Annotated in this window: 25 protein-coding genes and 2 pseudogenes; 13 read left to right on the top strand and 14 right to left on the bottom strand. The window is 68.2% G+C overall.

Features of this window, described 5'->3' with window-relative positions:
• Positions 1-104: 104 nt before the first annotated feature.
• The 3 genes from ACZ54P_RS12360 (at position 105) to ACZ54P_RS12350 (ending at position 1,739) form a co-directional block, all read left to right on the top strand.
• Positions 105-437, top strand: coding sequence for a plasmid stabilization protein (locus ACZ54P_RS12360; RefSeq protein ID WP_465461592.1), 333 nt, complete (start codon positions 105-107; stop codon positions 435-437).
• A gap of 64 nt (positions 438-501) precedes the next feature.
• Entirely contained in the window at positions 502-954 is a 453-nt protein-coding gene (locus ACZ54P_RS12355; RefSeq protein ID WP_465461591.1) for an ATP-binding protein, read from the top strand.
• Positions 951-1,739, top strand: coding sequence for a SigB/SigF/SigG family RNA polymerase sigma factor (locus ACZ54P_RS12350; protein WP_465461590.1), 789 nt, complete (start codon positions 951-953; stop codon positions 1,737-1,739). The genes ACZ54P_RS12355 and ACZ54P_RS12350 overlap by 4 nt, the downstream gene beginning before the upstream one ends.
• Positions 1,740-1,876: 137 nt before the next feature.
• On the opposite strand, the pseudogene ACZ54P_RS12345 reads toward ACZ54P_RS12350, so the two are convergent.
• The 3 genes and pseudogenes from ACZ54P_RS12345 to ACZ54P_RS12335 form a co-directional block, all read right to left on the bottom strand.
• Positions 1,877-2,220, bottom strand: a pseudogene (locus tag ACZ54P_RS12345) (DUF3140 domain-containing protein).
• A 30-nt stretch (positions 2,221-2,250) separates the two neighbouring features.
• Entirely contained in the window at positions 2,251-2,715 is a 465-nt protein-coding gene (locus ACZ54P_RS12340; protein WP_465461589.1) for a hypothetical protein, read from the bottom strand.
• Positions 2,716-2,813: 98 nt separating this feature from the next.
• Positions 2,814-3,275, bottom strand: coding sequence for an SRPBCC family protein (locus ACZ54P_RS12335; protein WP_465461588.1), 462 nt, complete (start codon positions 3,273-3,275; stop codon positions 2,814-2,816).
• Between the two features lie 137 nt (positions 3,276-3,412).
• On the opposite strand from ACZ54P_RS12335, the gene ACZ54P_RS12330 reads away from it, so the two are divergent.
• From ACZ54P_RS12330 to ACZ54P_RS12305, 6 genes and pseudogenes are all read left to right on the top strand, one after another.
• Complete coding sequence (locus tag ACZ54P_RS12330; protein WP_465461587.1) at positions 3,413-3,826, top strand: phage holin family protein; 414 nt, start codon at positions 3,413-3,415, stop codon at positions 3,824-3,826.
• Positions 3,823-4,128: a DUF3618 domain-containing protein gene (locus tag ACZ54P_RS12325; RefSeq protein WP_465461586.1), complete on the top strand. Its 306-nt coding sequence runs from the start codon at positions 3,823-3,825 to the stop codon at positions 4,126-4,128. The genes ACZ54P_RS12330 and ACZ54P_RS12325 overlap by 4 nt, the downstream gene beginning before the upstream one ends.
• Complete coding sequence (locus ACZ54P_RS12320; RefSeq protein WP_465461585.1) at positions 4,125-4,391, top strand: DUF4235 domain-containing protein; 267 nt, start codon at positions 4,125-4,127, stop codon at positions 4,389-4,391. The genes ACZ54P_RS12325 and ACZ54P_RS12320 overlap by 4 nt, the downstream gene beginning before the upstream one ends.
• A 15-nt stretch (positions 4,392-4,406) precedes the next feature.
• On the top strand, positions 4,407-5,702 hold the full coding sequence (locus ACZ54P_RS12315) for an NAD(P)/FAD-dependent oxidoreductase (RefSeq protein WP_465461584.1): 1,296 nt from the start codon (positions 4,407-4,409) through the stop codon (positions 5,700-5,702).
• Positions 5,703-5,714: 12 nt separating this feature from the next.
• Positions 5,715-6,218 carry a hypothetical protein gene (locus ACZ54P_RS12310; RefSeq protein ID WP_465461583.1) on the top strand — a complete coding sequence of 168 codons (504 nt, stop codon included), beginning with the start codon at positions 5,715-5,717 and terminating at the stop codon, positions 6,216-6,218.
• Positions 6,219-6,247: 29 nt separating this feature from the next.
• Positions 6,248-8,037, top strand: a pseudogene (locus ACZ54P_RS12305) (thiamine pyrophosphate-requiring protein).
• Positions 8,038-8,042: 5 nt separating this feature from the next.
• Here ACZ54P_RS12305 and ACZ54P_RS12300 read toward each other — a convergent pair.
• The 3 genes from ACZ54P_RS12300 to ACZ54P_RS12290 form a co-directional block, all read right to left on the bottom strand.
• The gene (locus ACZ54P_RS12300) at positions 8,043-8,804 is read right to left on the bottom strand and encodes a glucose 1-dehydrogenase (protein WP_465461582.1); all 762 of its coding nucleotides are present in this window, start codon (positions 8,802-8,804) and stop codon (positions 8,043-8,045) included.
• 48 nt (positions 8,805-8,852) lie between these two features.
• Positions 8,853-9,449: a TetR/AcrR family transcriptional regulator gene (locus ACZ54P_RS12295; RefSeq protein WP_465461581.1), complete on the bottom strand. Its 597-nt coding sequence runs from the start codon at positions 9,447-9,449 to the stop codon at positions 8,853-8,855.
• 386 nt (positions 9,450-9,835) lie between these two features.
• The gene (locus ACZ54P_RS12290) at positions 9,836-10,204 is read right to left on the bottom strand and encodes a winged helix-turn-helix transcriptional regulator (RefSeq protein ID WP_465461580.1); all 369 of its coding nucleotides are present in this window, start codon (positions 10,202-10,204) and stop codon (positions 9,836-9,838) included.
• An 84-nt stretch (positions 10,205-10,288) separates the two neighbouring features.
• Here ACZ54P_RS12290 and ACZ54P_RS12285 point away from each other — a divergent pair, with 84 nt between their 5' ends.
• Positions 10,289-10,813: a GNAT family N-acetyltransferase gene (locus tag ACZ54P_RS12285; RefSeq protein WP_465461579.1), complete on the top strand. Its 525-nt coding sequence runs from the start codon at positions 10,289-10,291 to the stop codon at positions 10,811-10,813.
• Here ACZ54P_RS12285 and ACZ54P_RS12280 read toward each other — a convergent pair.
• Positions 10,810-11,895, bottom strand: a complete 1,086-nt coding sequence (locus ACZ54P_RS12280; RefSeq protein ID WP_465461578.1) for a TetR/AcrR family transcriptional regulator — start codon at positions 11,893-11,895, stop codon at positions 10,810-10,812. The two genes, ACZ54P_RS12285 and ACZ54P_RS12280, sit on opposite strands and share 4 nt — an antisense overlap.
• Positions 11,896-11,992: 97 nt before the next feature.
• Here ACZ54P_RS12280 and ACZ54P_RS12275 point away from each other — a divergent pair, with 97 nt between their 5' ends.
• Positions 11,993-13,183, top strand: coding sequence for a cytochrome P450 family protein (locus tag ACZ54P_RS12275; protein WP_465461577.1), 1,191 nt, complete (start codon positions 11,993-11,995; stop codon positions 13,181-13,183).
• Between the two features lie 26 nt (positions 13,184-13,209).
• Entirely contained in the window at positions 13,210-14,067 is an 858-nt protein-coding gene (locus ACZ54P_RS12270) for an LLM class F420-dependent oxidoreductase (RefSeq protein WP_465461576.1), read from the top strand.
• Here ACZ54P_RS12270 and ACZ54P_RS12265 read toward each other — a convergent pair.
• A complete protein-coding gene (locus ACZ54P_RS12265; RefSeq protein WP_465461575.1) occupies positions 14,048-15,448 on the bottom strand; it encodes a serine/threonine-protein kinase in 1,401 nt (466 codons plus the stop codon). The two genes, ACZ54P_RS12270 and ACZ54P_RS12265, sit on opposite strands and share 20 nt — an antisense overlap.
• Positions 15,449-15,947: 499 nt before the next feature.
• Between ACZ54P_RS12265 and ACZ54P_RS12260 the strand changes: the two genes are divergently transcribed.
• Entirely contained in the window at positions 15,948-17,510 is a 1,563-nt protein-coding gene (locus ACZ54P_RS12260; protein WP_465461791.1) for an amidase, read from the top strand.
• A gap of 256 nt (positions 17,511-17,766) precedes the next feature.
• On the opposite strand, the gene ACZ54P_RS12255 is transcribed toward ACZ54P_RS12260, so the two are convergent.
• The 6 genes from ACZ54P_RS12255 to ACZ54P_RS12230 form a co-directional block, all read right to left on the bottom strand.
• Positions 17,767-18,750, bottom strand: coding sequence for a sigma-70 family RNA polymerase sigma factor (locus ACZ54P_RS12255; RefSeq protein WP_465461574.1), 984 nt, complete (start codon positions 18,748-18,750; stop codon positions 17,767-17,769).
• A gap of 68 nt (positions 18,751-18,818) precedes the next feature.
• Positions 18,819-18,998, bottom strand: a complete 180-nt coding sequence (locus tag ACZ54P_RS12250; RefSeq protein ID WP_465461573.1) for a hypothetical protein — start codon at positions 18,996-18,998, stop codon at positions 18,819-18,821.
• The gene (locus ACZ54P_RS12245) at positions 18,995-19,672 is read right to left on the bottom strand and encodes a hypothetical protein (protein WP_465461572.1); all 678 of its coding nucleotides are present in this window, start codon (positions 19,670-19,672) and stop codon (positions 18,995-18,997) included. Before ACZ54P_RS12245 ends, ACZ54P_RS12250 begins: the two co-directional genes overlap by 4 nt.
• A gap of 39 nt (positions 19,673-19,711) precedes the next feature.
• Positions 19,712-20,065 (bottom strand): hypothetical protein, encoded by a 354-nt coding sequence (locus ACZ54P_RS12240; protein WP_465461571.1) that lies wholly within the window; start codon positions 20,063-20,065, stop codon positions 19,712-19,714.
• 13 nt (positions 20,066-20,078) lie between these two features.
• Complete coding sequence (locus tag ACZ54P_RS12235; protein ID WP_061980837.1) at positions 20,079-20,378, bottom strand: hypothetical protein; 300 nt, start codon at positions 20,376-20,378, stop codon at positions 20,079-20,081.
• The gene (locus ACZ54P_RS12230; protein WP_061981128.1) at positions 20,375-20,692 is read right to left on the bottom strand and encodes a YbaB/EbfC family nucleoid-associated protein; all 318 of its coding nucleotides are present in this window, start codon (positions 20,690-20,692) and stop codon (positions 20,375-20,377) included. Before ACZ54P_RS12230 ends, ACZ54P_RS12235 begins: the two co-directional genes overlap by 4 nt.
• Between the last annotated feature and the right edge of the window lie 20 nt (positions 20,693-20,712).

Below are 20,712 nucleotides of genomic sequence, written 5' to 3'. Positions count from 1 at the left end.
CCCTTCGCGTCTGATCACCGCGTACCCACCCGATCCCGAGGTCAACCAGAGGTTTACCCGGCGAATCGATCGGGGTACCTGCCCGGGGAAGAGAGGAGTAACGGATGCCTCAGCAGAGTTGGAGCGACAAACGAGAACGTCAGTACGAGCACATCAAGGAATCGGCCGAGGACCGGGGCGCGAGCACCGACCGCGCCGAGGAGATCGCCGCGCGCACGGTCAACAAGAACCGCGCGCAGGCTGGCGAGTCGCGCGAGGCGAGCCGCTCCTCCGTCGAGGACATGTCACCGCAGCGACGGGGTGGCAAGCGCTCGGGCAATCGGCTGGGGCCGAACGGCCCGACCAAGGACCAGCTCTACAACGAAGCGAAGAAACGCAACGTCAAGGGCCGGTCGCAGATGTCCAAAAAGGAGCTTCAGCGGGCCCTCGGCCGTTGATCACGCGTCCCGCGGCGGGTCCCCTCCGCGGTTGCCCCACGGCCACGGACGGATAGGTTTGAGAATGGATGCACACGGACGGGGCCGCCTCACCCCCCAAACCCGACCTCAGTCGGACGGCTTGGTCGACCGGGTCGAGCTTCGCCTCCCCGCCGAGGCGGAACAGATCCCTCTGGTCCGCACGCTCACCCATGGGGTGGTGGCACGCGCGGACTTCGGCTTGGACGCCATTTCAGACGCGAAAATGGCCGTCGACGAAGCCTGTTCACAACTGGTGCAGCCCGCGGAACTGGGAGCCGTGCTGTGCTGTGTCTTTCACGAAATTCCGGAGGGCATCGCCGTCTCGATCTCGACGCGGACTTCGAAGCCCTTTCTGCCGAGCGAAACGACGTTCGGCTGGCACGTCCTGACGACCTTGACGCGCTCGGTGACGGCGCGCGCCGAGCCGATTCCCGGCGAGACTGGGGGAACCACGACGATCGAACTCGTCCTGACCCCGGGATCGAGCGACGGGTGAGCGGCGAGCGCAAGACACTCGCACGGCAGGCAGACGACTACGCCCACTGCGAACCGCTCTTCGAGGAGTTGTCCGCCCTGCCGGCGGACTCCCCGCGTCGCCAAGAGGTGCGGGCCCGGCTGGTCACCGAACTGCTGCCCCTCGCCGAGCACATCGCCACCAGGTTCTCCGGCCGGGGAGAGCCCCGCGAAGACCTGGTGCAGGTGGCGCGGATCGGGTTGATCAACGCGGTCGATCGCTTCGATCCCGCCCGGGGCCACGACTTCCTCTCCTTCGCCGTGCCCACGGTCATGGGCGAGGTCCGGCGGCACTTCCGCGACACGGGCTGGTCGGTCCGGGTTCCGAGGCGGCTCAAGGAACTCCACGTTTCGCTCAGCCAGGGGACGGCCGCGCTGTCCCAGAGCCTCGGCCGTGCACCGACGCCGACGGAACTCGCCGAATACCTGGGGCTCGAAATCAACGAGGTGCGTGAAGGCCTGCTCGCCGGCCAGGCGTACCAGACGTTGTCGGTCGACAAGCCGGTACACGACGACGCCACCGAAGCGCTTTCCCTCGCCGACACGATCGGCGAAGAGGACCACGAGATGGCCTTGGTCGAGACCCACGAAGCGCTGCAACCGCTGCTGCGGGAGCTGCCGAAGCGGGAGCGGGCGATCCTGGTGATGCGGTTCTTCGGCGGCTACACGCAGACGCAGATCGCCGAGAAGGTCGGCATCTCGCAGATGCACGTTTCGCGGCTTCTCTCGCAAACGCTCGACCAGCTGCGGGGAAAGCTGTCGGAGTGACCGCTCCAACGTCTCGTGAGTGGTAATGACGGTTCTAACCGTCATTACCACTCACGAGACTCAGGACCAAAGTCCGTGAAGGCCTCCTTCCCTACCGTGAGAGTAGGGAAGGAGGCCTTCACGGACTTCTGCAGCTATTACGCGGGTTTCAGCGGATCGTGCCCCAGCGACATCAGCTTGTGCCGCCAGTGCGCCTCACCCGCGACGGGTTCGAGGTCGTCGCGACGTTCGTCCTCGACCTGCCGGACGATCGAGCGCATCACCCGCTCGTCCTCGGCCTCGTCCTCGGCGGTGAGGTCGGTCCTGCGCTTGCCGAGAATGCTCAGCACATGCCGTCCGGTCGGCGTTCCCGCCTGGTCCGGCAGTGCTTCGTCCTCGGGCTCGGCCGACCGGGTGCGCAGCCAGTCGGCCAGTTCCACCGCGAGGTCATGTCGACCACGCGGTGGAACTCGTCCCACAGTTGGTCTTCGATCTCGTGCATGGCGAAACCTCCTGCCAGCACTCGGTTTTCTTACGGAGTCGTGTATGGCGCGCGCTGCTCGATCGACGGGCTGGCCGTCGGGAAGCGCCCGTCCTGGCCGGGAACCGGGGCCACCGTGGTCCCCTGCTGTTCGGGCTCGACACGCTGCCTCGGGCGGTTGATCACCGCTTCGGCCTCCTGCTCACCGCGGATCCGCGAGAGCACGCTCAGCGTGATCGCGTGGGCGACGGCCAGGACCAGCAACAGAACACCCAGTCGGCCCACCACGCCCGGCAGGTCGCTGCCACCGATGTCGACGGTCGACAGCAAGGCCAGCACGCCCAGGGTCGCGAGGTGGAACAACACGGTGACGAGCCACGTCATGGACGCCCCGGCGGCCGGATCGCCGTGGGAACCTCGCAGGTAACGCTTACCGCTCTGGTAGATGATCAGGCCGTCGAGCATGACCAGCGCAACCCCGATGACGAGGAAGGCTACGTATGCGTTGGTAGTCATGCCGGGACGCTCCCTTCGTAGAGGACCTCACCCACACGGGTACCCGGAACTCCCGCGAGGAAAACGCGGTTTTCCTCGCGGGAGTCCCGGGTAAGGCGTCAGCTGCCGGGGCGGTCGACGTCGCCTCGCCAAGCGCCGGACTCACGACCGCGGCTCTCGATGAACTCCTTGAATCGCTTCATGTCGCCCTTGACCCGGCGGTCGAGGACACCGAGTTTGTCGGCGACGTTCTCGACGAAGCCCTCGGGATCGATGTCCATCTGAGCTGTGACACGGGTCTTGTTGTCGTCCAGGCGGTGGAACGTGACGACGCCCGCGTGGTCGGGACCGGAGTCCGATGTCCACGCGATCCGTTCGTCGGGATGCTGTTCGGTGATGGTCGCGTCGAATTCCCGGCTCACCCCACCGAATTTGGTGACCCAATGGGTGTGAGTCGCGTCGATCTGGCGGATCTCCTCGACGCCCTCCATGAACTGCGGGAAGGACTCGAACTGAGTCCACTGGTTGTACGCGGTCTTGACCGGTACGTCGACGTCCACCATTTCGGTGATCGTGCTCATGCATCCTCCTGTCCGTTGGGTGCTGTTCGAGCCGGCACTCTCCCGGCTACCCGGCGTTCCAGTGGCCGAAACTCGCCGTGATTGACCAGCCGTACTCCCGGGTACCCGGCGGGCAGAACACTCCGAGGAGGTGCTCCATGATCGAAGAAACCCACCGGAAGCCATCGGCGGACAAGTCGGTCGGCGAACTGGTCTCCGACCTGAGCGACGAGGTCAAGCACCTCGTCCGCGACGAGATGCGGCTGGCCGTGGTCGAGTTGCAGGGCAAAGGAAAGCGCTTCGGGCTCGGCGCCGGGCTGTTCGGCGCGGCCGGTGTCTTCGCCCTGTTCGGCCTGGCGACCCTGATCGCGGCGGTGGTTTTGGCCCTCGCCCTCGTCATGCCCGCGTGGCTGGCGGCCGTGGTGACCGGCGCCGCACTGCTGCTGATCGGCGGGCTTGCGGCCGTCGTCGGCCGCAAGGAGGTCGCGAGTGCGACCCCGCCGGTGCCGGAAGAGGCCATCGAAGGCGTCCGCAAGGATGTCGACACCGTCAAGCAGGGAGTGCGCTCATGAGTGATTTCCCCAAGAACGCCGAAGAAGCCCGCGCCGATCGCGACGTGACTCGCGAGGAACTCACCGAAACCCTCGACGCGCTTGGCAAGAAACTCGACGTCAAGGCCCGGGTGAACGACAACCTGGACGCCAAGGTCGACCAGGCCAGCGAAAAGATCGCCGAGAAGATTTCGGAACCGGCCGCGGCAAAGTTCCGGCAGGGCACCGAAGTCGCCCGCGCCAATCCTCTGCCGATCATCGCGGGAGTCCTCGCGCTCCTCGTGACGATCCGGCTCATCATGCGAAAGAGGTCTTCGTCGTGAACAAGGTTCTCTACAAACCGATGAACATGGTCATCAGCGCCCTTGGCGGGATCCTCGCCGGCGCCGCGTTCAAACAGGTCTGGAAACGCGTCAGCGGTGACGAAGACGCTCCGGACGCCATGGACCGGGACTTCACCTGGACCCAGGTGATCGTCGCCGCCGCCGCGCAGGGCGCGATCTTCGGCGCGGTGAAGGCGGCCACGGCACGAGCGGGCGCGGTCGGCTACCGCAAGGCGACCGGTGACTGGCCCGCCAAGGACTGACCCGGAAGGGTGACGATGCGCGTAGTGATCATCGGCGGCGGTTTCGCCGGGTACAACGCCGCCAAGACCCTGCTCAAGTCGGTCGACGACGACACGGAAATCGTCGTGCTGAACCCGACCGACTACTTCCTCTATCTCCCCCTGCTCCCCGAAGTCGCCGCCGGAATCCTCGAACCCCGGCGGATCTCGGTGTCCATCCCCGGCACCCTGCGTGGCGTACGACTGGTACTCGGCACAGCGACGTCGGTCGACTTCGACGGCCGCACCGTGGGCTACACCGATCCCGAGGATCGGGAACACCACATCGAGTACGACAGGCTCGTGCTCGCCGCGGGCAGCGTCAACAAGCTGCTGCCGATCCCCGGCGTGCCCGAGTACGCCCACGGTTTCCGCGGTCTTCCCGAAGCCCTCTACCTTCGTGATCACGTCACGCGGCAGATCGAACTCGCCGCCTCCGCGACGGATCCGGCCGAACGCGACGCGCGGTGCACGTTCGTCGTGGTCGGCGCCGGGTACACCGGGACGGAAGTCGCCGCGCAGGGTCCGGCCTTCACCGCCGCGCTCGCCGCGCGGCATCCCGAACTCAAAGGCCAGAGGATCCGGTGGCTGCTGCTGGATGTGGCCGAACGCGTCCTGCCGGAACTCGACCGGCGGCTCGGGACCACCGCCGACGAGGTACTGCGGGCGCGCGGTGTCGAGGTGCTGATGAAGACCTCGGTCGACAACGCCGACGAAAAGGGCGTGACGCTGACCTCCGGGGAGTCCGTGCCGACCCGCACCCTCGTCTGGTGTGTCGGGGTCCGCCCGGATCCGCTGATCGAGGACCTCGGTCTCAAGACGGCCAAGGGCAGGCTGGTCGTCACCGCGCAGTTGAACGTCCCCGGACGGCGGGACGTCTACGCCTGCGGCGACGCGGCCGCCGTTCCGGATCTGACCCGGCCAGGCGAATACACCCCGATGACGGCACAGCACGCCGAACGTCAAGGGAAACTCGCCGGGCGGAACGTGGCCGCCTCAATGGGACACGGTTCACACGGCACCTACCGGCATCACGATCTCGGTTTCGTCGTCGACCTCGGCGCCCATCAGGCCGCCGCGAATCCGTTGCACATCCCGCTTTCCGGTCTCGCGGCCAAGGCGGTCACACGTGGCTACCACCTGCTCGCCATGCCGGGCAACCGGCTGCGGACCGCCACCGATTGGGTGCTGGAAGCGGTGGGCAAACGTCAAACCGTCCAATTAGGACTCGTTCGATCGGGCTCGGTGCCGCTGGACACCGACTCCCCCGAACTTCCCCGTACCAGGTGTTAGAGGAAGGTGACCATGTCCGCCGAACCCGATCCCGTCCGCGCCGAAGGCCCCTCGGTCGTCACTGATGGTGGCAACGAGGCGGCGAAACTCGTCGTCCTCGACCCCGCGGGCGAAGGCAAGAACGGTGAACTCCCGGCGACCTGGCGTCCGCTCACGGCCCAGCGCCAGGTGATCTGGTGCCGTCTGCCGGTGGACGGCGCGTTGACCCAGGCCGACGACGTGGTCGGCGACGCGGAGCCCGGCGGCCCGCCGATCGACGTCGTGGCGAGCGGCGAGGCAGCCGGAGACGCGCTGCGAATCGCCGAACGGCACCCGCGCGCCGTCGGCCACGTGCTGCTCGTCGATCCCGTACCGGACGACGCTTCGGAACTGGCCGAGCGGGTGCGCTCGGCCGGAACCGCGGTCGAGGTGCTCCCGCACAGCATCGGCGAACCGTTCAACCGGGTCCCGCCGCCACTTCCGCTCGGGCATCCGGACGTCGTCGCCGGGATCACCAAGATCCTCGACGACGTTTAGCCGCCGGAGGGCGGCGGTATCCGGCGGCCATGAGCGAAACCGTTGCGGACCATGTTCTGGCCAGGCTGCGCGAATGGGACGTCGAGCAGGTCTTCGCCTATCCCGGCGACGGGATCAACGGGCTGGTGACCGCGTTCGGCGCGGCGGGCAACAAACCTCGCTTCGTGCAGACACGACATGAGGAGATGGCGGCGTTCGCGGCCGTCGGGTACGCGAAGCTGAGCGGACGGCCGGGCGTCTGCATGGCGACGTCCGGCCCGGGCGCGATCCACTTGCTCAACGGCCTGTACGACGCCAAACTCGACCACGTGCCGGTGGTCGCGATCGTCGGGCAGACGGCGCGCAGCGCGATGGGTGGTAGTTACCAGCAGGAAGTGGACCTGCAGGCGTTGTTCAAGGACGCCGCGAGCGAGTACCTCGTCGAGGTGAACGTCCCCGAGCAGCTGCCCAACGCGCTCGACCGCGCCCTGCGCACGGCCATGGCCCAGCGCGCCCCCACGGCCCTCATCATCCCGGCGGATCTGCAGGAAGAGACCTACCGTCCGCCGCAGCACGAGTTCAAGCACGTGCCGTCCTCCCCGCCGGATCATCCGCGGGCCAGCGTCATCCCGCCGACGGAAGAGATCACCCGGGCCGCGGAAGTGCTGAACGCGGGCGAGAAGGTCGCGATCCTGATCGGGCAAGGCGCGCGCAACGCCGTCACCGAGCTGCGCGAGGTCGCCGAACTCACCGGCGCCGGGGTGGCGAAAGCCTTGCTGGGCAAGGATGTGCTGCCCGACGACCTGCCGTACGTCACCGGCTCGATCGGCCTGCTCGGCACGCGGCCCACCTACGAGATGATGCGGGACTGCGACACGCTCCTGATCGTCGGTTCGAATATGCCGTACGCGCAGTTCCTGCCGGAATTCGGCCAGGCTCGCGCCGTCCAGATCGACATCGACCCCCGGTTCCTCGGGCTGCGCTATCCGACCGAGGTGAACCTGCTCGGCGACGCGAAGGGCACCTTGCAGCAGCTGATCCCGTCGCTGGAACGCAAAACCGGACGCGACTGGCGGGAGAAGATCGAGAAGAACACCGCCGAATGGCAGGAGACCGTGACCCGCCAGGCGATGCTGAAGGCGGACCCGGTCAACCCGATGCGCATCGTGCACGAACTGTCCGAACGGATCCCCGAAGACGCCATCGTCACGGCGGATTCGGGTTCGGCGACCAACTGGTACGCCAGGAATCTGCGGATGCGGGGCCGGATGCGGGGCACGCTGTCCGGGACGCTCGCGACGATGGGCGCCGGCGTCCCGTACGCGATCGGCGCGAAATTCGCCCATCCGGACCGGCCGGTGATCGCGCTGGTCGGCGACGGCGCGATGCAGATGAACGGGATGGCCGAACTGATGACCATCGCCCGGTATCGCGAGCTGTGGTCGGATCAGCGGTGCGTCATCTGCGTGTTCCACAACGGCGACCTGAACCAGGTCACCTGGGAACTGCGCGCCATGGGCGGCTCGCCCAGGTTCGAACCCTCGCAGAGCCTGCCGGAAGTGTCCTATTCGGACTTCGCGGTCGAAGTCGGCCTCGGCGGGATCGCCGTCGACGATCCCGCCCGGCTCGGGGAAGCGTGGGACGTCGCGCTGTCAGCCGATGTGCCGACCGTGCTCGACGTCCGCTGCGATCCCGAGGTGCCGCCGATCCCACCGCACGCCACCTTCGAGCAGCGAAGTCGATGACCGAAGCCGTCCTCAAGGGCGAGCCCGACGCCTGGCACCTCGTGACGCAGGGGATCAAGACGAAGATGCAGGAACTGCTGCCTTCGCGCCGCTGACGGGGCTAGGCGGTGGCGCCTCCGTCGAGGACGATGTCGTGCCCGACGACGTACGTGGACTCGTCGGAGGCCAGCCAGAGCACCGCCGCGGCGATCTCTTCGACCGTGCCGATCCGGCCCAGCGGGATGACCGCGCCGAGCCGTTCGGCACGGTCGGCCTCGGTCTCACCGGGCCGGAAGGACATTCCGGTGTCGGTGGCGCCGGGGCTGACGGCGTTGATGCGGATCCCTTCGGCGATGTGGTCGCGGGCGGCGGTGCGGGTCAGCACGCTCACGGCGGCCTTCGAAGCGGCGTAAGCGGCCATGCCCGGCAGGCGGTTGTGCGAGCCGATGTTGGACGCCATATTGACGATCACTCCCCCGCCGCCCGCCCGCATCTGCGCGATCTCGTGCTTCATGGACAGCCAGGTGCCGGTGAGATTGGTCCGGATGACGGCGTCGAACCCGTCTTCGGCGAGATCGGCTGTCGGCGCCGGAGTGCCGAGGACGCCGGCGTTGTTGAACGCGATGTCGAGCTTCCCGTGGCGCCGCACGGTTTCGGTGACAAGGTGCGCTACTTCGGGGCCGACACCCACATCGGCGGCTACCGCGTCGGCCGCGCCGCCCTCGGCCTCGATCTCCTTCACCGCCTGGCGTAGCTTCTCGCCGTCCCGACCGGAGACGACGACCTGCGCACCTTCGCGCGCGAAGGCCGCCGCAGTGGCGCGGCCGATCCCGGAACTTCCTCCGGTGACCAGCACGACCTTGCCGCTGAAACGCTTCCCCACAGTACCCAACTTTCTGGTCCGATCGTTCTAGTATTCAGTGCTGAAAAATCATCTCGGGCAAGCGGCATCGAGCACCGCGAGAGCCTGCTTCGCCGTCGCCTTGGCCCGTGGCGCCGGGTCCGGCCCCTTGCTCAGCACCCGCATGCCCTGCAGGACGGCGAGCAGGAAGCGGGCGAGCGCCTCCGGATCGGCGGCGGCGTCGAGTTCGCCTTGTGCCTTCGCCCGGCTCAGCGCCATCCGCAAAGCCAGTTCGAGCGCGTCCCAGCTGCGCTCGACCGCGCGGGCGACCTCGGGATCCTTCGGCATCATCTCCATCGCGGCGTTGACCACGAAACAGCCGTCACGCCCCGATTCATCGAGGATTTCGGCGAGGTAACGCCCGATGAGCCGCCGCACCCCCGCGAGCGCGGGCCCCGGTCCGGCGAAGTCCTCGACGAACCGCTCGTTACCCCGTGCGATGTAGCGGTTCAGCGCCGTCAGGTACAGCTCGTGCTTGGTGCCGAAGGTCGCGTAGAGACTCGCCTTGCCGATACCCAGCGCGGCGACGAGGTCATTGACCGAGGTGGCCTCGTACCCCTGCCGCCAAAACAGTTCCAGCGCGGCGTCACAGGCCGCGTCGACGTCGAATTCCTTCACCCGGGACACGAGAGGAAGACTAGCCGTATCTGGAACAGTCGGTCAAGTAAGAGGTGTGCGGTGGAGTCGGCGGAGCGGGTAGCGGCGGTGCCGTGAAGGTCCCCTTGAGGGACTCGTATTTGTTTGCCTATCGGTGTGAAGCTTGTGCGGGTTGCCGGTGGCGGTCGGGTGGGGAGGATTCCGGCCGTTGGACGTCCGGAATCCTCCCCGCTCGGTTAGCTTGATCGACGGAAGATCGGGGACGTTGAGTACCACCAGTCACATCTTCCTCAGTACATGAAGGCCCCCATCCTTGCGCCTAGCGCAAGCAAGGGGGCCATCACGTACTTCACGCCAGCGAGGCCGCAGCCGCGAGTAGCTACCTAAGTGCGGGTCCGCCTAACCGCCACCACCACTCACGAGGCGGAGTCGTAGGCCGACCGGGCCTCCTCCACCTTCGGCAGGTTTTCCGTCGACCAGACGGCGAGGGTCGCGAACAGCGGCGCCAGGCTCCGCCCCAGGTCGCTGATCTCGTACTCGACCCTCGGTGGCACCTCCGCGTGATAGGTCCGCGTGAGGAGGCCGTCGCGTTCCAGCTGCCGCAGCCGCTGTGTCAGCACCTTCGGCGTGATCGTTCCGATCCGCCGCTCGAGTTCGACGAACCGCTGCCTGCCGAACTCGTTGAGCGCCCACAGGATCGGCGTGGTCCAGCGGCTGAAGACGATGTCGACCACCGGGGCGATCGGACAGGCCTGCTCAGGGGTCGTCAGTGCGTCGGCTCGCATGGGACCAAGTTACGCGGATCCGGGTTGCCGAGTTGTCATGATCCGGACACCTTCGCAACCGCCAAAGCGGCGTAACGTTCTGTTATGGACTTGACCACCGAAAGGCTTGTCGTCCGTGACTGGTCCGAGGACGACGCCGAAGCCGCGCTGGCGATCTACGGCACCACTGATGTGACCCGCTGGCTCACCCCGGCGATGGACCGGGTGACCGACGCCGCGGCCATGCGTTCGGTGTTGCAGGCCTGGCAACAGGCACAGCCCAATCTCGTGCCGCCGCGCGGGAGATGGGCGGTGCAGCGCAAGGAGGACGGCGCGGTCGTCGGCGGCCTGGGCATCCATCTGCTGCCACCGTTCGAGGAGGACCTGGAGATCAGCTGGCAGCTGCATCCGGACGCCTGGGGCGAGGGATACGCCTCCGAGGCCGCCCGTGCGCTGGTCGACTGGGCGTTCACCCAGGACACGGACGAACTCTTCGCGGTCGCGCGGCCGAACAACGTGCGCGCCATCGCGACCGCGAAACGGCTCGGGATGGTCTGGGTCGGGGAAACCGAGAAGTACTACGGGCTCCGCCTGCAGGTGTACCGGATCCGGCATACGGACATCGTCTAGGCCCGATGGTCCACACGGGACACATCGCCCGTCACGGAGACGGCGTGTCCCGCGCCGCGACCGTCCGCGGTGGCGACGATCCGCCCCCGGACGACCCGGATCGCGGCCTCGGTCTCGTCGCTGACCGCGAGCACCCCCGCGGCCGCCGCTAGCGTCCCGGTCACGTCGCACACCACGCGTACGCCCGGCCAGGCCCGCTCCGGGAAGGCCTGCCGCAGGCCACCGCACACCTCCGCGACGATCAGCCGGGTCAGCGGGACGAGTTCGTCGGGCTCACTGGTCACCACGACCACGGTGACGTCGGGGCCGTGGGCCCGGACGGCCTCCTCGGCGGCGGACAGCCGATGGGTGCCGAGGACGACGACGACGCCGTCAGCGGGCACGAACGACTCGGCACGCACGAGGTCCACGGCCGCGGGCGGTTCCCAAGCGCGGTCGGCGGCCTGCGCGGCCGGCGCGATCACCGGTGGCGCCCACCAGTCGTTGAGGGCCATCCCCGCCAGTCGTTCGCAGGCGCTCACGACGTCGAACGGTTCGACGAGCCCCGGCGCGGCGGCCGCCAGCTGACCGGCGCCGTGCACCGTGGTCAGCACGGTCTCCGCGAGCCGGACGCGACGAGGGATCGGCGCCCCCGCCGCGCGTTCCGGCGGGTCGAGCCGCTCCAGCGCGAGCCCGAGCAGCAGCCCGTTGAGCTTCACCAGCTGCGCGAACGGCCGCCGGATCCGCTCGTCCGCGAGCACTTCCGGCATCAGATCGCGCGCGAGGCCCGCCTGTTCATCGTCCAGGGGAAGCGTGGCCACCCTGGACCTGGCCAGCGCGCCTAACGCGTCCTGGAGCGTCTCGCCGGGCACGGCGTGCGGCGCGCCGGCGGCCTGCTCCGCCAGCTGGGCCAGCACGGCGAAGTACAGCGCGCGTTTGCCGGGGAAGTTCGAGTAGACCGCGCCGCGGGTCAGTTCCGCCCGTTCGGCGATGACGTCGATCTTGGCGTCCCGGAAGCCCCGCTCCGCGAACTCGTCGCGAGCGGCGGCCAGCACCTTCGCGCGATTGCGCTCCTGCGTCTCCGCCCTGCTGAGCCGGACCATCGGCCTCCCGTCATTGCTCTCGAACCTGGAACAAGATACCTTCACCATTCAGATGATGAGAACATCTGATTCGAACATCCGAACTGGGAGAGCTGCCTTGCCCGACGTTCCCGAGATCCCCTTGACCGACCCCGCGGTCCTGCACGATCCCTTCACCGCCTACAGCCCCGCCCGCGAGCGCTCCCCGGTCGCCAAACTGGTCGCACCAGGGCTGGCGATGTGGGCGGTCCTGCGTCACGAAGAGGCGCGAAAGATGCTGAGCGACCCACGTTTCGCCTTGAGCCCGGCCAGCTACCAGCGCCTGGAGATCCCCGCGCACTGCCGCCCGTACATGCGGTCCATGCAGGAGGTCGAAGGTCCGGAGCACGTCCGGCTCCGGCGCCTCGTGTCCCCCGCGTTCACCCCGCGCAAGGCCGCCGCGCTCCGGCCGGGCATGGAACGACTCGTGAACGAACTCCTCGACGGCTTCGCCGGGGAGAGCGAGATCGACCTGGTCACCGCCTTCGCCCGGCCGCTGCCCATGGACGTGATCTGCGCACTGGTCGGCATCCCCGAAGCAGGCCGCCCGCGCTGGCGCGAGTACGGCACCATGGTCGCGGCCGGCGACGGCGCGGGGCTGGCGAAGGCGGTCCCGGGGATCGTCGAGGATTCGCTCGCCGCCATCGCGCACCGGAAACTCGAACCCGCCGACGACGTCGTCTCACAGCTTCTCCAGATCCAGGCCGACGACGGTGACAGGCTCAGCGAAACCGAGTTGGTCTCGCTCGTCTGGCAGCTCGTCCTGGGCGGCCAGGTGCCGGGCAACCTCATCGCCAACTCCGTCGAAGCCCTGTTCGCCCATCCCGCCCAGCTGGCCGCACTCCGCGAAGACCCGGCCCTCATGCCCGGCGCGGTCGAGGAACTGATGCGCTGGTGCAGCCCTCAGTTGCTGACGATCCCCCGGCTCACCACCGAAGACGTCCGGATCGGTGACGTGCTGATCCCCGAAGGAGAACCTGTTACCGTGGCGATCCCGGCGGTGAACCGGGACCCGAGGGCGTTCCCCGAGCCGGAGGTCTTCGACATCCGGCGCGCGGCGGGACCGGCGTGGCACCTGGCGTTCGCCCACGGGCCGCATTTCTGCCTCGGCGCCTCGCTGGCCAGGGTGCAGACCGAAGTCGCGCTCACCGCCCTGCTGCGCCGCTTCCCCGATCTCGCGCTCGCCGACGGCCGGCGGCGGATCCCGGATCCGGGCACGTGGCGGCTCGACGCGCTGCCGGTCAACCTGCGCGCGGCGGTTGCGAGCTGAAACACGTTCTAATAGCGTGGCCGGCTGTGAGACACGGGATCGTACTGTTCACCAGTGATCGGGGCATCACGCCGGCGGCCGCCGCACAAGCGGCCGAAGCTGCGGGATTCGACACCTTTCACGTGCCGGAACACACGCATATCCCGGTCAAACGGGAGTCTCCGCACCCGCGCACCGGCGACTCGTCGCTGCCCGACGACCGTTACCTGCGCACACTGGATCCGTGGGTGGCACTGGCCACGGCGGCGTCGGTGACCACGCGGATCCGGCTCGCGACGGCGGTGGCCCTCCCGGTCGAGAGCGATCCGATCACACTGGCGAAAACGATCGCCAGCCTCGATCACCTCTCTGCCGGGCGGGTCACCCTCGGCGTCGGCTTCGGCTGGAACGTCGACGAACTGGCCGATCACGGCGTCCCCGCCGGCAACCGGCGGACGGTCCTGCGCGAGTACCTCGAAGCGATGCGCGCCCTCTGGGCGGACGACGAAGCCTCCTACGCCGGCGAATTCGTGTCCTTCGGGGCGAGCTGGGCCTGGCCGAAACCGGCGCAGGCGCGGATCCCGGTGATCGTCGGCGCGGGCGGCACGGAGAAGACGTTCCGCTGGATCGCGAAATCGGCCGACGGCTGGCTCACCACGCCGGGCGACACGGATATCGAAGACAAGGCCCGGCGGCTGCGCGAGATCTGGCACGAAGCGGGCCGCGCCGGGGAACCGGAGATCTCGGCGCTCGGCGTCCGGCCGGATCCGGAGAAAGTGGCGGCACTGGAAGCGGCCGGGGTCACCGAAATGATCTTCGGTCTCCCGGACCGCTCCCCCGACGAGGTCGAAGCCTGGCTTCAGCGCCTCGCCGGAAGACTCGGCCTCAGCGCTGGGAGTCGATGAGGTAGCGGCCGTCCTGCTGGACCATGACGAACGTGGCCCGCTCCGTCGTCGTTCCCCCGGACGCCTTGACGTAGGTCAGCGTCGCCGTCACCGTGGTGCCGGATTCGGACACGTTCGACACGGTCACCGCGCGGTAGTCCTTCCAGAAGTTCGAGTACCGCTCGAAACTCTGGTTCTTGGCCCGCTTGAAGTTGTCGGTCAGCGTCGCGAACCCGGCCTGGAGATTCCCGGGGATGAGGCTGTAGTACGCCGCGAGCGCCTGCCCCGGCGTCTGCGCGGGAGGCGGTGGCGCCGAGGACGACGTGGACGGGGGCGGCGCTGACGACGACGGAGCCGAAGACGGCGGCGGCTGTTGCGGCTGCGGTTCGACCGACGGCGACGACGTCGGGGTCGGGGCGGTGGAGCTGACCGGCGGTGCCGCGTTCGACGGGGTGTCGTCGCCGCGGGTGAGCATCACGACCACGGCGGCGATGATGGCCGCGAGCACGAGGAACCCGGCGATCACACCGATCAGGACGCCTTTGCGCGCCCGTGGTGGCGGCTCCTCGGCGACCAGCGTCGTCGGCTCCCCCGCCGCCAGCGCCCGCAGTTCCCGCTCGGTCTCGGCCATCGTGGGCCTGCTGTCCGGCCGGACGTCGAGCAGCCTGGTCAGCAGCGGGGTGAGGATGCCCGACCTGACCGGTGGGGTGATCTCCCCGCTCGACGCGCGGTACAGCAACGCGATGGGGTTCTCCGCCGTGCCGTAGGGCGTGCCACCTTCGAGCGCGGTGTACAGCGTCGCGCCGAGCGAGAACACGTCGGATGCGGAGGTGGCGTCCTCGCCACGGGCCACCTCGGGCGCCAGGAACGCCGGTGTCCCGGAGATCTCGCCCGTCGCGGTGAGCTGGACGTCGCCCATCGCCCGCGAGATCCCGAAGTCGGTGATCTTGGCGGTGCCGTCCTCGCCGAGCAGGACGTTGCCGGGCTTGATGTCGCGGTGCACGATGCCCGCCCGATGCGCGGCCGCCAGCGCCGAGCACAGCTGGATGGCGAGGCGGATGACGTCGTCGACCTCCATCGGCCCGTCGCGCAGTTTGTCGGCGAGACTGGTCGAGGGCAGGTACTCCATGATGATCCACGGACGGTCCTGCTCGTCGATCACGCCGAAGACGGTGATGGCGTGCGGATGGACCAGCCGCGCGGCGATCCGCGCCTCGCGCAGCGCGCGGTTCTTGGCCTCGTCGGCCTTCTGTTCCCCTTGCCCGTGCGGTAGAAGGAGTTCCTTGACCGCGACCGTGCGCTCCAGGTTGTCGTCGCGCGCCCGCCACACGGTGCCCATGGAGCCGCCGCCGACGGGCTCGATGAGATCGAACCGGTCGGCGAGGCGGCGGATCTCCTCCATTGTCGACGTCCCCCTGGCAGGTTTGGTGTTCGCGCGAACCTTGCCAGCATGCCAGGAACGCGCCGGAGCGGCGGACCCGGCACGGCCGTTCCGGGCGCGGTGTCGGTCACGTCGCGGGCCGGGCCGTTCAGTCGAACCGGGCGAGATGATCGACGAACAATTCCCGATCAATTCGAAGAACAGCGGTGAAGCAGAATTTCGGCGGAATATTTCCGGCGAACTGCGCCGATACGGCGAACCAGCTCACGCTGCGTCCGCACACGGCGCCACCGAGTACCGAAAAGCGGCTGTTTTCCCCGCTTCCAGCCCGTTTCTGTGACCGGTCGCCTACCGGACAACATCCGGTCGACAATTCAATCCCCGTTTCCCCTGCTCCATTCGGCGGTGCTGCCGGGAAGCGCCACAAGTACCGTTCAGGCATTCTTTCGACCAAGGAGGGAATTCCTTGAACAGACGTTCTCTGAAAAGACGCGGCTCGGCCGTGTCCGCATTTCTCGTCATGGTGTTCGTCGCGTCCGCCACCGCGGCCGTCCCGGCGCAGGCCACGTCCCTTTCCGGACGGCCGGTCGTGGCCGGGATCGACCTGGAGCGGGCGACGATCCCCGATCTGCAGCGGGCGATGCGCTCCGGACGGCTGTCCTCGGTCGAGCTGACGGCCTTCTACCTGCATCGCATCCGCAAGCTGAACCCGACGCTGCACGCGGTGCTCAGCACGAACCCGGACGCGCTGCGGCTCGCCGCGGCCAGTGACCTGCGACGGCACCGGCACCAGTCGAAAGGTCCGATGGACGGCATCCCGGTGCTGCTCAAGGACAACATCGACACCGCGGACCGGCAGCCGACCACGGCCGGGTCGACCGCGCTGCGGGAATCCCGCCCCTACCGCGACGCCGGTGTGGTCGAGAACCTGCGCGAGGCCGGGGCGGTCATCCTCGGCAAGGCCAACCTGTCGGAGTGGTCGAGCTACCGGTCCACCAGTTCGTCGAACGGCTGGAGCCCGCTGGCCGGCCAGACCGCCAACCCCTATGTCCTCGACCGCAATCCGTGCGGTTCGTCGGCCGGTTCGGGGGTCGCGGTCGCGGCCCATCTGGCGACCGTCGCCGTCGGGACCGAAACCGATGGCTCGGTGACCTGCCCGTCCGGCGCCAACGGCATCGTGGGCGTCAAGCCGAGCCTCGGGCTGGTCAGCCGCAGCGGGATCGTGCCGGTGTCGAAACAGCAGGACACCGCGGGCCCGATGGCGCGCAACGTGGTCGACGCCGCGATCCTGCTCGCGGCCCTCAACGGCGCCGACCGCCGCGACCAGATCACCGTCGACGCCGCGAGGCAGTCTCTCGACGACTACACGAAATTTTTGGCGCCCAACGCCTTGCGTGGCAAGCGGATCGGCATCTGGCGCGAGGTGTACACCCCGGACGACGCGACCAAGGCGGCGTTCGAGCAGGCGCTGAGCAGGCTCCGGAAGCTCGGCGCGACCACGGTGGAGATCACGATCCCCTATCTGGACGTCATCGCGGCCAACGAGTTCCCCGCGATCAGGACCGAGTTCAAGCACGACATGAACGCCTACCTCGCGTCCACCGGCGGCAAGCACCCCGCCGATCTGGCCGGGCTGATCCAGTACAACCTGGACCACGCGGCGGTCGAAATGCCGTACTGGACCCATAATCTGTGGGACCGGTCGCAGGCGACCACCGGTGATCTCACCGATCCGGCCTACCGCGCGATGCGGGAAGCCGCGACGAGCGCCGCCCGGCGAGGTCTCGACGAGACACTGCGCGGCAACGGCCTGGACGCGATCGTGGCGCCGACCAACAACGCCGCGTGGAAGACGCGGCTCGGGGTCGGCGACGGCGCGCTGCTCATCGACTCGTCCGGACCGGCCGCGGTTTCGGGATACGCCAACATGACCGTCCCGATGGCGTACTCCGGCCCGTTGCCGCTGGGGTTGTCGATCATGGGCGGGCGGTTCAGCGAACCGTCGCTGCTGGCCATCGCCTACGCCTTCGAGCAGGACACGAAGGTCCGGCGGTTGCCGACGTTCATCCCGTCCATCGGCTGACCTCAGGTGGGTCGTGAGTGTTCCGGGTCGTTTTATTGAGAGGTAAGGCAAACGTGGCGTGCGGCGTCTGATGTCGGCTCGCGCGGCGGTCAGTGCCCCCAATGTGGCATTGGGGGCACTGACCGTCTCCAATGCCACATTGGGGGCATGCCCGGCTCCCGATTCCCGGCTCACACCGCCAGGGTGACCAGCTTCGCCAAGCCTCGACGAGGTGTTGCGAAAGCCAACGCCAGAGCACCCACGTTCGCCTTGCCCCTCAATAACGACCCGGAACACTCACGACGTCGTCGAGACCGAACATCTTCATCAGCCCCGGATCACCGAACGCGGTGATCCGGCCGATCAGTCCGTCGCGGACGGTCAGCACCACGATCCCGTAGGCGCGGTACACACCCTCGGCGTCACGCTGATAGCCGGCGGCGGCGGGCTGGCCGTTCGCGGAGACGGGCACCATCCGCCAGTCACCCGGCTCACCGAGCACATGGTCGGCCAGCGCGGGCAGACAGGTCTTGAGCCCGGCGAACCAGGTCCGCGAAGGTGGCGCTTCGAGCACGACGTCCTCCTGCAGGAGCCGTTCCAGCGCCGCGGCGTCGGCGTTCTCGATGGCTTCGATGTAGCGGTCGAGCAGCTCGCGGACTCTCGGCCCTTCGGGCGCGGCCAGGTCGTCCGCGACGGGTGCCACCTCTTCGATTCGGGCGCGGGCTCGCTGCAGCGAGCTCTTCACCGCGGCGACGGTCATCCCGAGCAGATCCGCGACCTCCGCCGCGGGGAAGGCCAGTACCTCGCGCAGGATCAGCACCGCCCGCTGCCGCGCGGGCAGGTACTGCAGGCTCGCGATCACCGCGAGCCGGATACCCTCCCGCGCCGCCGCGATCGCCGCCGGATCGTCGGCACCGTTCACCACCAGCGCGTCCGGCAGGGGCTGCAGCCAGGACGTTTCCAGATCCAGGAACGCGGGCGCGTCCGGATCGCCCTCCGGCCCGCCGAGTCCGGAGGGCAGCGCGCGTCTCCCCCGCTGTTCGAGCGCGGTCAGGCAGGCGTTGGTCGCGATCCGGTACAGCCACGACCGCACCGAGGACCGGCCCTCGAACCCCTCGTAGGAGCGCCAGGCCCGCAGGTAGGTCTCCTGGACGAGGTCTTCGGCGTCCGAGGCCGAGCCGAGCATCCGGTAGCAGTGCGCGAGCAACTCGCGCCGGTAGCCCTCGGTGCTCGTCTCGAACTCGACAGCGCTCTTCCGCACGAGCCGCCCTTCCCGTGTCGCCACTCCTGGTCAGGAAGGTAGACCGGCCGCGGCACGGAAAGGAATCGCTACCAGGCCTTGCCGAACTTGAAGCGGAACTCCGGGTCCTCTTCGGCCGGCTTGGCCGCGCCCTTGATCCTGGCCTTGGGCTTGCCCGCCTTCTTGCGTTTGGCGGCCAGCGTGTCCGGATCCCACGGGTTCTCGAGCAGGCTTTCGGCGTCGGCTTCCTTGGCCGGATCGTCGGTCACTGCGCGGCCGAGGGTTCCTTCGGTACCGGCTTGACGGCCCAAAGATTCGCGTTACCGGCTGGATCGGCCATCGGCTTGACGTCGCTGAAGTCGTTCGCCTGCCGGGCCAGGAAGACCCCCATCTGGCGCAGGTCGCCCATCTTGCGGACGGAGTCCTCGATCAGGTCGCTGATGGCCTGGACGAACCCGTTGAGCACCCGGATGATGTTCCCCGCCTCGCCGAACGGGTTGATGAGGTCTTCGAGGAAGTTCGACGTGGCGTCCGCGATCTGGTTGGCGCACTCGCTGATGAACTTGATCGCGTCGGCATAGGTCTCGTAGACGATGTCGATGCAGCTCTCCATCGTGCCCGCGATCTCGTTGAACACGCCTTCGTTGCGCGAGATGCGCTTCGTCGCGTTGATCGCGTAGGTGTTGTACGAGTCGTACCCGCCGCCCTGCCAGTACGCGGCGAGGTTGTTGCGAGAGTCGTCGATCGCCGTCTCCGAGTCGACCATGTACCCGGCTTGGCCCCACCACACGGCCAGCTCCTCCATCCGGTCGGCGTTGCCGAAGAGGAAGTCCCGGATCATGAACAGAGTGTCGAGCGCACCCTGGTGCTCGTGCTCCTCGGCCGTCTTCTGGACCTTCTTCGCGCTGTTCTCCGGCCATTCGGCCTTCTCGCGTGTCGCCATGCTCTGTGCTGTTCCTTAAAGTCTCGGGAGTACTGAGGCCTAAAAGCGCTGGTTCGCTTCGTCGTCGCCGCCCATGTAGCCGAACTGCTCGTAGTACTCGGCGTCGCGGTTCTCGTACTCCTTGGCGACCTTGTCCAGGTTGTCGCGGACGTCCTCGATCTGCTCGATCCCGGTCCGCGTGGTCTTCAGGATGGTCTCGCGGGCGGCGTTGTAGTCACGCGGGAAACCGGTCTTCATCCCGAGCAGCCCCATGTCGGTGGGCGCCATGGCCGCGTAGTCGGAACCGAGCTTGAGGAACTCGTTCCACGCGTTGCTCGCGGTTTCCCACGCCTCCGTGTTCTTGCGGAGGGCGTCCGGCACGACGTAGTAGCCGGTGCCTTCGATCTGAGCCAAGGTAGTTCTCCGTTCAGCGGGGGCGCGAGGCGGCGAGGGCCTGTTGCCTGAGTTCCTGCGCGTGCTCTTCGGCGGCGACGATCGCCTCCAGCAGGCTCGCGCTCAACGCGGGGGCGGTGGTGTAGGGGAGGTTGTCGAGGTCGAGTTCGATCCGCTCCAGCCGTCCGGTGCCGGAGACCTCGATGACGCCGAGATCGTCGGGGATGTCGACCTCGATGGTCTGCGACCGGGCGTCCGCGAGCGCCCGCGACCGCGCCGCGTCGCGCTCCTCGATCTCGCTGACCAGGTTCTCCAGCCTGCTCTTGCGGCTCACGCGCGCACCCCCGGGACGAGTCCGGCGGCCTTCTCCCGACCGGCTGCCGCGGCCGCGGCACGGGCGGCGGCGATGGCCTCGATCGTGTCCGGGCCGATGTTCTGCGGATAGGCCTGACGTAGTGCTTCCGCGCTCACGTCGAGGTCGGTCAGCCGTCCGTCGCCGTCGACCTCGGCCTCGACGAGGCCACTGTCCGAACGACCGGAGAAGCGTTCTTCGGCGTGCTCGGCGGCCAGACGTTCGAATTCCGCGGCCTTCGCCTCCCAGGCTGCCATTTCCGCAGCCGTGGGCGGCTCCCAGTCGTATCCGTTCATGCCCTGCATGTAAGCATCGT

The organism is Amycolatopsis sp. NPDC034160, assembly GCF_055575355.1.
Note: the sequence above shows the minus strand (reverse complement) of the source record. Positions and strands in the feature narration are given on the sequence as shown.

What these genes read in the sequence shown, in the direction of transcription:
- ACZ54P_RS12290 (WP_465461580.1), bottom strand. Translation starts at nt 10,204, where the DNA reads ATGCGAGCCGACGCACTGACGACCCCTGAGCAGGCCTGTCCGATCGCC.
- ACZ54P_RS12230 (WP_061981128.1), bottom strand. Translation starts at nt 20,692, where the DNA reads ATGAACGGATACGACTGGGAGCCGCCCACGGCTGCGGAAATGGCAGCC.
- ACZ54P_RS12355 (WP_465461591.1), top strand. Translation starts at nt 502, where the DNA reads ATGGATGCACACGGACGGGGCCGCCTCACCCCCCAAACCCGACCTCAG.
- ACZ54P_RS12335 (WP_465461588.1), bottom strand. Translation starts at nt 3,275, where the DNA reads ATGAGCACGATCACCGAAATGGTGGACGTCGACGTACCGGTCAAGACC.
- ACZ54P_RS12340 (WP_465461589.1), bottom strand. Translation starts at nt 2,715, where the DNA reads ATGACTACCAACGCATACGTAGCCTTCCTCGTCATCGGGGTTGCGCTG.
- ACZ54P_RS12260 (WP_465461791.1), top strand. Translation starts at nt 15,948, where the DNA reads ATGGTGTTCGTCGCGTCCGCCACCGCGGCCGTCCCGGCGCAGGCCACG.
- ACZ54P_RS12285 (WP_465461579.1), top strand. Translation starts at nt 10,289, where the DNA reads ATGGACTTGACCACCGAAAGGCTTGTCGTCCGTGACTGGTCCGAGGAC.
- ACZ54P_RS12330 (WP_465461587.1), top strand. Translation starts at nt 3,413, where the DNA reads ATGATCGAAGAAACCCACCGGAAGCCATCGGCGGACAAGTCGGTCGGC.
- ACZ54P_RS12310 (WP_465461583.1), top strand. Translation starts at nt 5,715, where the DNA reads ATGTCCGCCGAACCCGATCCCGTCCGCGCCGAAGGCCCCTCGGTCGTC.
- ACZ54P_RS12325 (WP_465461586.1), top strand. Translation starts at nt 3,823, where the DNA reads ATGAGTGATTTCCCCAAGAACGCCGAAGAAGCCCGCGCCGATCGCGAC.
- ACZ54P_RS12245 (WP_465461572.1), bottom strand. Translation starts at nt 19,672, where the DNA reads ATGGCGACACGCGAGAAGGCCGAATGGCCGGAGAACAGCGCGAAGAAG.
- ACZ54P_RS12360 (WP_465461592.1), top strand. Translation starts at nt 105, where the DNA reads ATGCCTCAGCAGAGTTGGAGCGACAAACGAGAACGTCAGTACGAGCAC.
- ACZ54P_RS12315 (WP_465461584.1), top strand. Translation starts at nt 4,407, where the DNA reads ATGCGCGTAGTGATCATCGGCGGCGGTTTCGCCGGGTACAACGCCGCC.
- ACZ54P_RS12265 (WP_465461575.1), bottom strand. Translation starts at nt 15,448, where the DNA reads ATGGAGGAGATCCGCCGCCTCGCCGACCGGTTCGATCTCATCGAGCCC.
- ACZ54P_RS12280 (WP_465461578.1), bottom strand. Translation starts at nt 11,895, where the DNA reads ATGGTCCGGCTCAGCAGGGCGGAGACGCAGGAGCGCAATCGCGCGAAG.